The 13,482-nt window shown below is 71.9% G+C and carries 15 protein-coding genes; 7 read left to right on the plus strand and 8 right to left on the minus strand.

Annotated elements, in window-relative coordinates; genetic code table 11:
- Positions 1-3 precede the first annotated feature (3 nt).
- The 3 genes from ACTWJ9_RS05470 to ACTWJ9_RS05480 are packed head-to-tail and all read left to right on the plus strand — an operon-like array spanning position 4 to position 1,379.
- Entirely contained in the window at positions 4-435 is a 432-nt protein-coding gene (locus ACTWJ9_RS05470) for a roadblock/LC7 domain-containing protein (protein WP_279333042.1), read from the plus strand.
- 1 nt (position 436) lies between these two features.
- Positions 437-796 carry a DUF742 domain-containing protein gene (locus ACTWJ9_RS05475; protein WP_279333043.1) on the plus strand — a complete coding sequence of 120 codons (360 nt, stop codon included), beginning with the start codon at positions 437-439 and terminating at the stop codon, positions 794-796.
- Entirely contained in the window at positions 783-1,379 is a 597-nt protein-coding gene (locus ACTWJ9_RS05480; RefSeq protein ID WP_279333044.1) for a GTP-binding protein, read from the plus strand. The genes ACTWJ9_RS05475 and ACTWJ9_RS05480 overlap by 14 nt, the downstream gene beginning before the upstream one ends.
- A 43-nt stretch (positions 1,380-1,422) precedes the next feature.
- On the opposite strand, the gene ACTWJ9_RS05485 is transcribed toward ACTWJ9_RS05480, so the two are convergent.
- The 8 genes from ACTWJ9_RS05485 to ACTWJ9_RS05520 form a co-directional block, all read right to left on the minus strand.
- Positions 1,423-2,379 (minus strand): ABC transporter substrate-binding protein, encoded by a 957-nt coding sequence (locus ACTWJ9_RS05485; RefSeq protein ID WP_443295264.1) that lies wholly within the window; start codon positions 2,377-2,379, stop codon positions 1,423-1,425.
- A gap of 86 nt (positions 2,380-2,465) precedes the next feature.
- The gene (locus tag ACTWJ9_RS05490) at positions 2,466-3,131 is read right to left on the minus strand and encodes an ABC transporter permease (RefSeq protein ID WP_279333046.1); all 666 of its coding nucleotides are present in this window, start codon (positions 3,129-3,131) and stop codon (positions 2,466-2,468) included.
- Complete coding sequence (locus ACTWJ9_RS05495; RefSeq protein ID WP_279333047.1) at positions 3,128-3,826, minus strand: ABC transporter permease; 699 nt, start codon at positions 3,824-3,826, stop codon at positions 3,128-3,130. Before ACTWJ9_RS05495 ends, ACTWJ9_RS05490 begins: the two co-directional genes overlap by 4 nt.
- Positions 3,823-4,947: an ABC transporter ATP-binding protein gene (locus ACTWJ9_RS05500; protein WP_279333048.1), complete on the minus strand. Its 1,125-nt coding sequence runs from the start codon at positions 4,945-4,947 to the stop codon at positions 3,823-3,825. Before ACTWJ9_RS05500 ends, ACTWJ9_RS05495 begins: the two co-directional genes overlap by 4 nt.
- Positions 4,948-5,184: 237 nt before the next feature.
- Positions 5,185-5,592: a peptide-methionine (R)-S-oxide reductase MsrB gene (msrB, locus tag ACTWJ9_RS05505; protein ID WP_279333049.1), complete on the minus strand. Its 408-nt coding sequence runs from the start codon at positions 5,590-5,592 to the stop codon at positions 5,185-5,187.
- 47 nt (positions 5,593-5,639) lie between these two features.
- Positions 5,640-7,046, minus strand: coding sequence for a UDP-N-acetylmuramate--L-alanine ligase (gene murC, locus ACTWJ9_RS05510; RefSeq protein WP_279333050.1), 1,407 nt, complete (start codon positions 7,044-7,046; stop codon positions 5,640-5,642).
- A gap of 63 nt (positions 7,047-7,109) precedes the next feature.
- Complete coding sequence (locus ACTWJ9_RS05515; RefSeq protein WP_279333051.1) at positions 7,110-7,583, minus strand: indole-3-glycerol phosphate synthase; 474 nt, start codon at positions 7,581-7,583, stop codon at positions 7,110-7,112.
- Positions 7,584-7,823: 240 nt separating this feature from the next.
- Positions 7,824-8,648 carry a pyrimidine reductase family protein gene (locus tag ACTWJ9_RS05520; protein WP_279333052.1) on the minus strand — a complete coding sequence of 275 codons (825 nt, stop codon included), beginning with the start codon at positions 8,646-8,648 and terminating at the stop codon, positions 7,824-7,826.
- Between the two features lie 37 nt (positions 8,649-8,685).
- Between ACTWJ9_RS05520 and zapE the strand changes: the two genes are divergently transcribed.
- The 4 genes from zapE (at position 8,686) to ACTWJ9_RS05540 (ending at position 13,257) form a co-directional block, all read left to right on the plus strand.
- Positions 8,686-9,789 (plus strand): cell division protein ZapE, encoded by a 1,104-nt coding sequence (gene zapE, locus ACTWJ9_RS05525; protein ID WP_279333053.1) that lies wholly within the window; start codon positions 8,686-8,688, stop codon positions 9,787-9,789.
- 135 nt (positions 9,790-9,924) lie between these two features.
- Complete coding sequence (locus ACTWJ9_RS05530; RefSeq protein ID WP_279337891.1) at positions 9,925-10,773, plus strand: slipin family protein; 849 nt, start codon at positions 9,925-9,927, stop codon at positions 10,771-10,773.
- A gap of 92 nt (positions 10,774-10,865) precedes the next feature.
- Positions 10,866-12,302 (plus strand): PhoX family protein, encoded by a 1,437-nt coding sequence (locus tag ACTWJ9_RS05535; protein ID WP_279333054.1) that lies wholly within the window; start codon positions 10,866-10,868, stop codon positions 12,300-12,302.
- Positions 12,303-12,540: 238 nt separating this feature from the next.
- A complete protein-coding gene (locus ACTWJ9_RS05540) occupies positions 12,541-13,257 on the plus strand; it encodes a peptidyl-tRNA hydrolase (RefSeq protein ID WP_443295265.1) in 717 nt (238 codons plus the stop codon).
- Positions 13,258-13,482: the final 225 nt, after the last annotated feature.

A 13,482-nucleotide genomic window follows, 5' to 3' on the forward strand; every position in this document is an offset into this window, starting at 1 on the left:
GAGATGACACGCCCCGTACCCGCCACTCACACCCAGCTCGACCAGCTGCTCACCGGACTCGTGGAGCGGGTCGCCGAGGTGAACCAGGCCGTGGTGCTGTCCGAGGACGGTCTGGTGGTCAGCAAGTCCACCGGGTTCCTGCGCGACGACGCGGAGCGTCTGGCGGCCACCGCGTCCGGGCTGATGAGCCTCAGCAAGGGCGTCAGCATGGACTTCCGCGGCGGCCCGGTGCGCCAGGCGCTCATCGAGATGGCCAACAGCTACCTGATCCTCACCTCGGCCGGTCCGGGCGCCCACCTCGTGGTGCTGACCGGGCCGGGCGCGGACGTCGGTGTGGTCGCCTACCAGATGAACATGCTGGTGAAGAAGATCGGCGAGCACCTCAGCGCGGCGCCCCGGGGCACCGCAGGCCCCGCCACCGACTCCGGCGCGTGAGGTGGGCGGAGGCGATGTCGCGGGCCGGCTCGTCCGACCGTTCACCCTGACCGGTGGCCGGACGCGGCCCAGCCGCGCCGACTTCACGCTCATCACGACGGTGACGGCGGTCGATCCGCAGCCCGAGGCGGCCGCCCGGCCGCAGCCCGAGCACACCCGCATCCTGCGGCTGTGCGCGGAGCCCGTCGCGGTGGCGGAGATCGCCGCCCGCCTCGACCTCCCGATGAGCGTGATCGTCATCATGCTCTGCGACCTGCTGGAGGCGGGCCGGATCACGGTCCGCCCGCCCCACCACGTCACCCGCACCGCCCCGGACCTGGATCTGCTGCAGAAAGTGAGGGACGGACTTGGCCGGCTCTGACACCACCGCTCGGGCACCTGCCGGGCGTCCGGCACCCGACACGGTCAAGATCCTGATCGCCGGGGGCTTCGGCGTGGGCAAGACCACCATGGTCGGCTCGGTCAGCGAGATCGCCCCGCTGCGCACCGAGGAGCCGCTGACCATGGCGGGCCTGGACGTCGACGACCTCGAGGGCATCGAGGAGAAACGTGACACCACGGTGGCGCTGGACTTCGGCCGGATCACCGTCTCCGACGACCTGGTGCTGTACCTCTTCGGTACGCCGGGCCAGCAGCGGTTCTGGTTCATGTGGAACGACCTGGCGCTCGGCGCGCTCGGCGCGGTGGTCCTGCTCGATGTGCGCAGACCCGAGTCCAGTTTCGCCGCGATCGACTTCTTCGAGCGCCGGGGCATCCCGTTCGTCATCGCCGCGAACGGCTTCCACGGGAAGCACCCCTACCCGGTCGAGGACATCCGGGATTCGCTGACCCTGCCGGAGGGTGTGCCCGTGCTGCTCTGCGACGCACGGGAGCGCGAGTCGTCCAGGGACGTACTGATCGCTCTGCTCGACCGGCTGATCTCAGCGGCGGCTCAGGAACGGTGAACGGTGCGGGGGTGCGGCCCGTTCACCGCACCCCCGCGCGGGGTCAGTCCAGTCCGGCCGACTTCAGCCAGGCCTTCGCCACGTCCAGCGGGTCCTTCTTCTCCGACTGGACCTGGGTGTCGAGGTCGAGCAGGGTCTCGGTGTCCAGCTCGGCGGAGACCGCGTTGAGCGCGTCGACGCCCTCCTGGGGGAGGGCGTCCTTGTGGACCAGCGGGGTCACGTTGGCGAAGCCGAAGAGGTTCTCCGGGTCCTTCAGGACGACGAACTTCTCCTTGACGATGGCCGGGTCCGTGGTGAAGACGTCCGCGGCCTGGACCTCGTTGCCGGTGAGCGCGGCCTGGGTGAGCGGGCCCCCCGCGTCGAGCGCCTTGAAGGACTTGAACTTCAACCCGTAGACGGACTCCAGGCCCTTCAGGCCCTGTTGCCGGGTCTGCAACTCGGGCGAGCCGCCGATCACCATCTCCGGTGCGACGTCCTTGAGTTCGGCGAGGGTGGACGACGCCGTGAGACCGTACTTCTTCGCCGTCAGGGCGTTGACGCTGACCGAGTCCTTGTTCTCGGCCGGCGACGGGTCCAGCAGCGTCAGCTTCTTGTCGAGCTTGGCCTTGACGGCGTCGTTGACGGCGTCGGCGGACTCCTGTCCGGCCTCGGGGTCGAGGTAGGCGAGCAGGGAGCCGTTGTACTCGGGCAGGACGGTGACGGAACCGTTTTTCAGCAGGCCGTAGCTCGTCTCCCGGCTGCCGATGTTGTGCTTGTAGGTGACCTCGAGGCCCTTGGCCCTCAGCGCCTCGCCGTAGATGTCGGCGAGCAGGGTGCTCTCGGCGAAGTTGTTGGAGCCGACGACGACGGTGCCGGCCTCCGCCTTCTCCTCCTCGAGGGGATTGCCGGAGGTGTCGCCGGACGAACAGCCCGCGAGCAGCGCCGTCGCGGCGCTGAGCGCGACGAGCGCCGCGCCGGTGTGCCTCGTCCTGGACCTGCTGCTCTTCACGGTAGAAGTCATCCGTCGATCCAATCCAGCCGGTTGACGGCCGTCAAGCGCGGCCGGATCACGGTTGCCACTCGTCCGCCCGTGCGTCCGGGGCCGGTTCAGCGCCGCCGTACGCCCGGTGACACCAGCAGCCGTCCCGCCGCCCAGAACAGCGCGAGCGTGACGAGGGCCAGGGCCGCCACCAGGGTGGCCCCGCCGACCACCTTCTCGTAGTCGCGCTGGTAGAGCCCGTCGATGATGTACCGGCCGAGGCCGCCCAGGCTGACGTACGCGGCGATGGTGGCCGTCGACACGATCTGGATGGCCGCCGAGCGCAGCCCGCTCAGGATCAGCGGCAGCGCCACCGGCACCTCGACCCGGAACAGGATGTGCGACTCGCGCATGCCCATGCCGCGGGCGGCGTCCACCGGGGAGGGGTCCACCGTGCGGACGGCCTCGTAGGTGGTCACCAGGATCGGCGGGACGGCCAGCACGACCAGCGGGATCATGACGGGCAGCAGACCGAAGCCGATCAGCAGCACCACCAGCACCAGCAGGCCGAAACTGGGCAGGGCGCGGGCGGCGTTGGCGATGAAGGCGAGTGCGTTCCCGCCGCGGCCGGTGTGCCCGGTCAGCAGGCCGACGGGCAGGCCGATCGCGGCGGCGATCGCGAGGGCCAGCAGCGAGTACCGGATGTGTTCGAGGAAGCGCTGCGGGATGCCGTCGTAGCCGTGCCAGTGGGCGCTGTCGCTGAAGAAGGCGTTCATGAAGTCGAGGATGTTCACCGGGTCGCGCTCCCGGCTCCGTACGGCTCGGGGCGTGCTGCGGGTCCCTGCCGTGTGCCGCGCGGCATCCACGGCGTGAGCAGGACCCTGAGCAGGACCAGCAGCGCGTCGCACAGGATCGCCAGCACGGCCATCGTGATGACGGAGTTCACCGCGAGTTCGGGCCGGTCGTACTTCTGCGCGGCCGCGAGCAGGTTGCCGAGGGCGCCCTGATTGCCGATCAGGGCGCCGATACTGACCAGGGAGATGCTGGACGCGGTGGCCACCCGCAGGCCGGCGATGATGGCGGGGGCGGCGATCGGCAACTGCACCTGGGTGTACCGGCGCAGGGGGCCGAAGCCCATGGCGGTGGCCGCGGCCAGCGTCTCCGGTGGCACCGCGCGCACCCCGTCGACGATCGCCGGGATCAGCACCACCAGGCTGTACAGGGCCAGCGGGATCATCACGGTGAGTTCGGTCTGGCCGGTGTAGTCGATGAGGACGACGAAGAACGCCAGCGACGGGATGGCGTACAGCACGGTCGTCATGCCCAGGACCGGCGGGTACAGCCAGCGGAAGCGTCCGCACAGCTGGGCGACGGGCAGTGCGAGCAGCAGTCCGGCCGCGACCGGGATCAGCGCCTCCCTCAGGTGCAGTCCGATCAGGCCCGCCCAGCTGTGCTGGAGGTCGCTGGGGATGTCGAAGAAGCCGCTCATCCGGCGACCTTCTCGTCGCCGGTGCGGCCGCCTCGGTGGGCGGTGCGGATGGCGTCGCCGATGGTCTGCTGGGAGACGACGCCCCGCACCCGGCCGGTGTCGTCCACGGCGACGGCCCAGCCGGTGGGGGAGAGCACCGCGCAGTCGAGCGCGACCCGCAGCGAGTCCACGCCAGGCACGAACGGCCGCCCGTACGGCAGGAGCCGGTCGGGGCGGATGTCCCCGGCGGTCAGCCGGCGCGGCTCGGACCAGCCGAGCGGGCGCCCCTCGCCGTCGGTCACCAGGAGGTGGGGGGCGTCCGAGGCGCCGATCCGCTCGGCGGTGGCGTCCGGCGGGATCACCGTGTCGGTGGCCAGTTCCAGCGCGGCGGTGGTGAGGAAGGAGAGCCTCCGGATGCCCCGGTCGGCGCCGAGGAAGTCCTCGACGAACGCGTCCGCGGGGTCGGACAGCAGCTCGGCGGGCGGCGCGTACTGGGCGAGCCGGCCGCCTTCGCGCAGTACGGCGACCATGGTGCCGAGTTTGACCGCCTCGTCGATGTCATGCGTGACGAAGACGATGGTCTTGCCCAGCTCTTCCTGGATCCTGAGGAGTTCGTCCTGCAGCCCCTTGCGGACCACCGGGTCGACGGCCGAGAACGGCTCGTCCATCAGCAGCACCGGCGGGTCCGCAGCGAGCGCGCGTGCCACTCCGACGCGCTGCTGCTGGCCGCCGGAGAGCTGGTACGGGTACCGCTTGGCCAGGGCGGTGTCCAGGCCCACCCGCTCCATCAGCTCCGCCGCCCGCTCCCGGGCCCGCTGCTTGCCCCAGCCGAGCATGCGCGGCACGGTGGCGATGTTGTCGACGATCGTGCGGTGCTGGAAGAGTCCGGCGTTCTGGATGACGTACCCCATGGACCGGCGCAGGGTGGTGACCGGTTGCCGCCGGCTGTCCGCACCGTCGAGCAGGATCGTTCCCTCGGTGGGTTCGACCATGCGGTTGATCATGCGCAGGGTGGTCGTCTTGCCACAGCCCGACGGCCCGACCAGAACGGTGATCGAGCGGTCGGGGATCTCCAGGGAGAGCCGGTCCACCGCCACCGTGCCGTCCGGGTAGCGCTTCGTCACTGAGTCGATCCGTATCAAGACGCCGAACACCCTTCGGGTGGCTGGAAGTTTCCGGCCGAGCCGGCCGCGCGGTCTGCCGCCGGTCGAGTGTAGACGGCATCTCCGACAGCGCCCGGGGAACACGCCCCCGCGCTACGCGGCCACCTGCCCCGCCCCGACCTCGGGAAACCACCCGACGGGGGAGGGCCGCCGGGATTCCCGGCGGCCCTCCCCCGTCACCACGGCCCGGCGCGACTCGGCGCGCGTCCGCGCGGATCAGCCCTCGGTGGGCCGCAGCCTCAGCGAGATGCTGTTGATGCAGTACCGCTGGTCCGTGGGCGTCGCATAGCCCTCGCCCTCGAAGACGTGCCCGAGGTGGGAGCCGCAGCGGGAGCAGCGCACCTCGGTGCGCACCATGCCGTGCGACCGGTCCTCGATCAGCTCGACCGCCTCGGAGTCCCGCGGGTCGTAGAAGGAGGGCCAGCCGCAGTGCGACTCGAACTTGGTCTTCGAGGTGAACAGTTCGGCGCCGCAGGCACGGCACGCGTAGACGCCCTCGGTCTTCGTGTCGGTGTACTCACCGGTGAAGGCCGGCTCCGTGCCCGCCTGGCGCAGCACGGCGTACTCGGACGGCGACAGCTCCGCGCGCCACTGCTCGTCCGGCTTCTCCACGTCGTACGACATGAGCCTTCAGCCCCTTCGCTTCTGCTGCTGCGTGCTTCTTGCGCGTCTCACTTCGAGAGACGGTCGAGGATCAGCGGGCCGAGGTCGGTGACGTCGCCCGCTCCCATGGTGAGAACGAGATCGCCGGGCTTCGCCATTCCCGCCACCGCGTCCGGGATCTCCGCCTGGTCGTGCACCGGCGTCACGTCCGCGCCGGCCGCCCGCGCCGCCTCGATGATCAGCTCGCTGGTGACGCCCGGGATCGGGTCCTCGCGGGCCGGGTAGATGTCCAGCACCACCGAGGAGTCGGCCAGGGCCAGGGCCTGGCCCATCTCCTTGCCCAGCTCCCGGGTGCGGGAGAACAGGTGCGGCTGGAAGACGACCAGAATGCGGGCGTCGCCCGCGGCGGCGCGCATCGCCTCCAGGTCGGCGGTCATCTCGGTCGGGTGGTGCGCGTAGGAGTCGATGACCTGGACGCCCGCCGCCTCGCCCTTGAGCTGCAGGCGCCGCTTCACCCCGGTGTACGCGGCCAGCGCCGGGGCCAGTTCGCCGGCCGGGATGCCGAGCGCGACGCCGGCGGCGAGCGCGGCCACCGCGTTGTGCGCGTAGTGGCGGCCCGGGACGGACACCGTGAAGGTGAGCGGGGCGCCCTCGAACTCGGCGGTCACCTCGCTCTTCAGCCCCTGCGGGACGACCGACGTCACCCGTACGTCGGCGTCGGGCGCCTCCCCGTACGTCACCGTCCGGACGGAGCCGGCCGACCCTGCCGAGGCGCGCAGGCGCCGGGTCAGTTCCCGCGCGCCCTCGTGGTCCGACGAGATCACCAGCGTGCCGCCGGGCACGATCCGGCCGACGAACGTCTCGAAGGACTCGTGGATCTCCTCCATCGACGCGTAGTTGGCGTGGTGGTCCAGTTCCACGTTGAGGATGATCGCGACCTCGGGGGCGTACTTGTGGAAGCTGCGGTCCGATTCGTCCGCCTCGGCGACGAAGATCTCGCCCTCGCCGTGCAGCGCGTTGGAGCCGGGCGCGTCCAGGTCGCCGCCGATCGCGTACGACGGGCGGCGGCCCAGCTCGGTCAGGGAGACGGCCAGCATCGAGGTGGTCGTGGTCTTGCCGTGGGTGCCGGCCACCGCGATCGGGCGCAGGCCGTCCATGAGGGCGGCCAGCGCGTCGGAACGGTGGACCACGGGCACGCCCAGTTCGGCCGCGCGGACGAGTTCCGGGTTGTCCTCACGGATCGCCGAGGAGACGACCACGCAGCTCGCGTCGTCGGCCAGGTGGCCGGCGGCGTGCCCGATGTGGACCGTGGCGCCCAGCGCGCGCAGCGCCTCGGCGGTGGCCGACTCCTTGGCGTCGCTGCCGGCCACCTCGGCGCCGCGCTGCGCGAGGATCTTCGCGATGCCCGACATCCCGGCGCCGCCGATGCCGATGAAGTGCGGTCGGTCCATAGCGGTAGGAAGGCCGGGTGCCATGCGTGTTTCTCCCCAGTGGTGACGAGTGTTCTCGCGCCCTCGTCCATAGGACGCCGACCCAGCCTATGCCTTGCTGTGCGAGAACAGTTTCAGCACCGGTACGCCCACCTTGTGCCGGGCCCGGGAGGCCCAGTCCCGGTGGAAGAACTCCTCCACGTAGTGCGGGTCGGTGAGCACGATCACCTCGTCCGCCCCGGTCTCCTGGACCATCGTTCTCAGCACGTCCAGGGGATGGTTCTCGATCAGCCGGCCGTCGGCCTCGTGGCCGGCGGCGCGCAGGGCCTGCAAGGACACCTCGAGTGCCCGCTCCCCCGTCGTCCTGGCGTCCTCGCCCTCGGGTGTCTCCGCCTCCCGGACGGCGTCGTCGAGCTCGCCGAGGGCCACGTCGTCGATGGCCCTCAGCAGCCGGTCCGCCTGTTCGCCGCGCGGCTGGAGCAGCACCTGGAAGGCGACCTCCTCGTCGCCGTGCAAGGTGGTGACGAACTCCACGTCGGCGGACGTCAGGGCCTTCTCGATCATCAGTACGCTTGTGAACACCAGGCGCCCCTTCTCCTCGGAGGGCCGTGGGCCCTCTCTCCCCGTGGGCCGAGCCAGGCCCTGCGGAATCCGTCCCGCCCGTGCTCGTACGGGCACCACCGGATTCAGTGTGCCCGTCGCGACACCAAGCGGAACGGAACATTCCGCCGATTACCGGACCAGCGGTAACCATTGAACGCGCATCCGGGTGCTCCTGGACGTTCCCGGACACCGCCGGAGGGCTCGGGTCCGCCCGTCCGGTCAGGACCGCGCGTACCGCGTGAAAAGAAAACCGTCCTCCTCCAACATCGATTTCAGCGTGAAACGACTCGGAAGTGTCACAGACGGTCCGCCGGCGATGCGCTGAGCGTCACCCGCGACGAGCATCGGGGCGACGGTCAGACAGAGCTCGTCCAGCACTCCGGCCGCCACCAGCTGGCCCAGCAGCCGCGGCCCGCCCTCGGTCAGCAGCCGGGTGTGCCCCCGTTCCGCGAGGGCCCGCACCGCGCGGGCCGGATCCACTCCGGTGCCGTCCCCCGCGATCACCACCCGGGTCCCGGCGGCCGCCTCGGCGGCGGCGATCCGGTCGGGGGGCGCGGCGGCACCGGTCAGGACCAGGGTGTCCACCAGCGGGGTGGTGAACAGCGGCAGGGAGAAGTCCAGGTCCAGACCGGCGGAGACCACGGCGACCGCCGGCGCGGGGCCCTGCCCGGCCGCCTCGCGCGCCGCCGCGAACTCGGCACGGGCGCGGGCCGGACGGTAGCCCTCCAGCCGAACCGTTTCCGCGCCGACGAGCACGACGTCCGCGAGGGCCCGCAGCGTGCCGAAGACGCGCATGTCGGCCGGGCTGGAGATGGGCTGCGAGCGGCCCTCGTGCTGGGCGGCTCCGTCGAGCGTGGACACCATGTTGGCCCGCAGCCACGGCTGCCGGTCCCCACCGGGCCCCGGCCCCGGGTAGGCGTACGCGGCGGCCAGCTCGGCCAGGCTCCACTCCCGGCCCTCCGGGCCCTCTCCCGCGCGGGAGGTACCGGTCGTCCCCCCGGCGGGAGCTGCTGTTTCGTCGGTCACAGGGAAGAGACGTCGCATGCCGTGCAGTGTTCCACGCCCCGTAACATGAGTAAGCGTGTCGTCCTCCTCCCCCGCCTCCGGGCTCGCTCCCTCGGCCGATGCGGCCCCGCTGTCCCTGTGCGCCCGTGAGCCGCACGTCCCCGCGGACCGGCTCGTCGCCGAGATGGTGCCCCCGCCCCGGTTCGACGCGGTCCGTTTCGGCACCTACATACCCGACCCGGACCAGCCCAGCCAGACCGAGGCCGTGCGCGTCCTCGACGGCTTCGCGGCGGGTCTCGGCGGAGCGCCGGGCGGCGGTTCCGGCAGGCGCCGGCTGTTCGGCTTCGGAAAGCCGGCGAAGCCCGCCCCGGCCGGCCCGCGCGGTGTCTACCTCGACGGCGGTTACGGCGTCGGCAAGACCCACCTGCTGGCCTCCCTGTGGCACGCCACCCCGGCCGAGCCCGCGCTCAAGGCGTTCGGCACCTTCGTGGAGCTGACCAACCTGGTCGGCGCCCTCGGCTTCCAGCAGACGGTGCGGACGCTCTCCGGGCACCGGCTGCTGTGCATCGACGAGTTCGAACTGGACGACCCCGGCGACACCGTGCTCGTCTCCACCCTGCTCGGCAAGCTGGTCGAGGCGGGGGTCGCGCTCGCCGCCACCTCCAACACGCTGCCCGGCAAGCTCGGCGAGGGCCGGTTCGCCTCGGCCGACTTCCTGCGCGAGATCCAGGGCCTGTCGGCCCACTTCCGCGCCCTGCGCATCGACGGCGAGGACTACCGCCACCGCGGTCTGCCCGAGGCACCGCCGCCGTACACCGACGAACTGGTGACCAAGACGGCGTACGCCACCGAGGGCGCCTCGCTGGACGGCTTCGCGGATCTGCTGGAGCACCTCGCGAAGGTGCACCCCAGCCGCTACGGCGCCCTCACCGACGGGCTCGCCGCGGTGTGCCTCACCGGTGTGCGGCCGGTACCGGACCAGTCGACGGCGCTGCGGCTGGTCGTCCTCGCCGACCGGCTCTACGACCGCGAGGTACCCGTACTCGCCTCGGGGCTGCCCTTCGACCAGTTGTTCAGCGAGGAGATGCTGAAGGGCGGCTACCGCAAGAAGTACTTCCGGGCGATCTCCCGGCTCACCGCGCTGGCCCGGGACGCCGGCCGGCTCACCGGGGCCCCGTAGCCCCGGGGCCGGGTGCCCCCGCGCCCGGTACCCCGAGCCCTCGACCTCGGACCGTGGCCGCGGACCCGATACCGGGCATATCGTGGCAGAAGCGGGCACATGCTCAGGGAGCAGGCCTCTGAACGGGAGGTCGTCATGGTCGAGGAGCTGATCACCGCGGTCGTCGCCACCGGCGCCGCGGGCATCGTCTATCTCACCGCGGCGGCGCGGGTCGTCAAGCAGTACGAGCGCGGCGTGGTCTTCCGGCTCGGCCGGCTGCGCGGCGGGGAGCGCCCACCCGGGTTCACCATGATCCTTCCCGGGGTGGACCGGCTGCACAAGGTCAATCTGCAGATCGTCACGATGCCGGTGCCCGCGCAGGAGGGCATCACCCGGGACAACGTCACCGTGCGGGTGGACGCGGTCGTCTACTTCAAGGTCGTCAACGCCTCCGCCGCACTCGTCAACGTCGAGGACTACCGGTTCGCGGTCTCCCAGATGGCGCAGACCTCACTGCGCTCGATCATCGGCAAGAGCGACCTCGACGACCTGCTGTCCAACCGGGAGAAACTCAACGAGGGCCTGGAGTTGATGATCGACAGCCCGGCGGTCGGCTGGGGCGTGCAGATCGACCGGGTCGAGATCAAGGACGTCTCGCTGCCCGAGACCATGAAGCGGTCCATGGCCCGGCAGGCGGAGGCCGACCGCGAGCGGCGGGCCCGGGTCATCAACGCCGACGCCGAACTGCAGGCGTCGAAGAAACTGGCCGAGGCCGCCCAGCAGATGGCGGACACCCCCTCCGCGCTGCAGCTGCGACTGCTGCAGACGATCGTGGCCGTGTCCGCGGAGAAGAACTCCACCCTGGTGCTGCCCTTCCCGGTGGAGCTGCTGCGCTTCCTGGAACGGTCCGCCCAGCAGCCTGCGCCGACGGAGCGCGCCCTGAAGGAACCGGGACCACCCCCCGACGAACCGGGGCCGCCACCCGACCGGTCCCCGGGCCCGTGACACCTGCTTCACGCGTGGTTCCCGTGACTCACGGCAGGTGATAGACACGGCGGGTCACAGTTCCTGTCCGCCAGCAGGAAGGTTCCCCCACCATGACCGCACCAGGGACCACTGAGCCCACCGGACCCACGGAGTCCGCCGGATCCGCCACCGGCCCCTCCCCCACGACACGACGCCACCTGCTCGCCCGTTCCGGCGCCCTGGGAATCGGCATCGCGTTCTCCGGCTCCCTCTCCGAGCTGTTCACCCCCGCTGCCGCCGCCGCGCAGAACCTCGGCCACCACGGCTACGGCCCCCTCGTCCCCGACCCCGACGGGCTGCTCGACCTGCCGAGGGGCTTCCGCTACCGGGTGCTCTCCCGCGAGGGTGACGCACTGCGCTCCGGCGAGGGCCCCGTCCCCTCCAACCCGGACGGCATGGCCGCCTTCGCGGGCGGGCACGGCCGCGTCCATCTCGTCCGCAACCACGAGAACCGGGCCAACGGCAGGGCCCCGGTCCCGGTGATCGACGGGCTGACGTACGACCCGCAGGGCAAGGGCGGCTGTACGGCACTGACCCTGGACTCCCGTGGCCGGGTGCTCTCGGAACGGGTCGCGATCGCCGGTACCGCCGTCAACTGCGCGGGCGGGCCGACGCCTTGGGGCACCTGGCTGACCTGCGAGGAGACCGAGGACAAGGCGGGCACCAACGGCTACACCAAGGATCACGGCTTCGTCTTCGAGGTCGACGGGGCCGACCCGCGCCGCACGGGTGCCGTGCCGCTCACCGCGATGGGCCGCTTCCAGCACGAGGCGGTCGCGGTCGACCCGCAGCGGGGTGTCGTCTACGAGACGGAGGACGCGTTCGAACGGCCCTTCGGGCTCTTCTACCGCTTCCTGCCGGACAAGCCGCTCGGCGGCACCGGTTCGCTGCGCGCGGGCGGCCGGCTCCAGGCGATGCGGGTGCCCGGGGTGCCCGACCTGTCCTCGATCCAGGAGACGGGCGCGCGCTTCGACCGCGTCGAGTGGGTGGACGTGCCGGACCCGCAGGCCGCCGAAACCCCCATCCGCTTCCAGGACTTCGGCGCCGGCGGCATCACGCACGCGCAGAAGCTGGAGGGCTGCTACTGGGGCGGCCGGTCGGTGTACTTCGTGTCGTCCTTCGCCCGCAGCGCCGAGGGGTCGGCCGGTGACCACTACGGGCAGATCTGGCGCTACGACCCGGACCGGCGGCGGCTGACGCTGGTGATCGTCTTCGGGCCGGACACCGACGTGCAACTGCCCGGCGAGTCGCCGGACAACATCTGCCTCGCCCCCAGCGGCGGCCTGATGGTCTGCGAGGACGGCGGCGGCGCGCAGCACGTCTACGGCGTCACCCGGCGCGGCGAGGTGTACGCGATGGCGCGCAACCGCCAGAACGTGGGCACGCCCGAGAAACCGGAGTGGGGCGAGTTCGCCGGGGTCGCCTTCTCCCCCGACGGCCAAACGATGTACGTCAACTGCTACTCCCCCGGCACGACGTTCGCGGTCACCGGCCCCTGGCGGCGGTGACGGACGCGGGGGCGGCCGGGGAGAGCCCCGGCCGCCCCCGCGCGGTCCGTACGCGGCCCGTACGCGGGTCAGGCCGCCAGCAGGTCGTCCATCGGGCCGATCGCCTGCTTCAGCCCCTCGGCCATGCCCATCTCCGCGAGCCGGTCCATCTGCTCCCGGCTGTCGAAGACCGAGGCCGAGCGCACGTCCTGCTCGGGGTGACGGTGGCCGGTGCCCGGTGACTTGGCAGACTGTTCCAGTGAACAACGACCGGACGCCTGCCACCGACAGCCCCTTCCGTCATGAGTCCAGTGCCCGTGACGCGGCACCCCAGTTCGTGCTGCCGCTGGTGGCGCGCATCGAGCGGGCCGCACCCCCGGCCCGTACCGACGCGCTGGAGACGGCGGCCCGCGCGGTCCTGGTGATGCTGGCCGACGAGCGGTCGACGGGCGAGGGCGAGTGGGCGCGGGTGATGCGCGACTGGCAGGACGCCCGCATCCGCAAGGTGGTGCGCCGGGCCCGCGGCGCGGAGTGGCGCCGCGCGGAGGCCCTGCCGGGCATCACGGTCACCGGCACGTCGGCGGAGGTCCGCGTCTTCCCGCCGGTCCCGCTGGACGGCTGGCCCAAGGACCTGGCCCGCCTCCAGGTCTCCGGCACCGACCTGGAGGACCGGGAGCCCGTGCCCCCGGCGGACCCCACCGCCCCCGTCCTGTGGCTCAGCCCCGACCTCGACATGTCGGCGGGCAAGGCCATGGCCCAGGCGGGCCACGCCGCCCAGCTGGCCTGGTGGGAGCTGACCGACGAGGACCGCACCGCCTGGCGCGACGCCAGCTTCCCCCTCTCCGTCCGCCCCGCCGTCCCCTCCCACTGGCCGGCCCTGATCACCAGCGGCCTCCCCCTGGTCCGCGACGCGGGCTTCACCGAGATCGCCCCCGGCTCCAGCACCGTGGTGGCGGACCACCCGGCCCTCCGGTGAACTCCTGCGTCCCTCCTCGCCGCCCCGCCGGGAGCTTGCGGACCCCGGCAGGGCAGCACACCAACACCTGACGCCCTGTCACCAAAAGCGCCAAGGCTGACGCTGACGTCTGAACACGGGCCGTCCAGCTTTGTCGAGTGCCCCGTGAGCACCCGGACTGGGTCATCGAACGGCGCCGGGAGCTGGGCGAACGCATCGGAGACCTGCGCGCCGCCGCCCACCACA

This window comes from Streptomyces sp. GDS52 (assembly GCF_052246875.1).
Classification (GTDB): Bacteria; Actinomycetota; Actinomycetes; order Streptomycetales; family Streptomycetaceae; genus Streptomyces; species Streptomyces cathayae.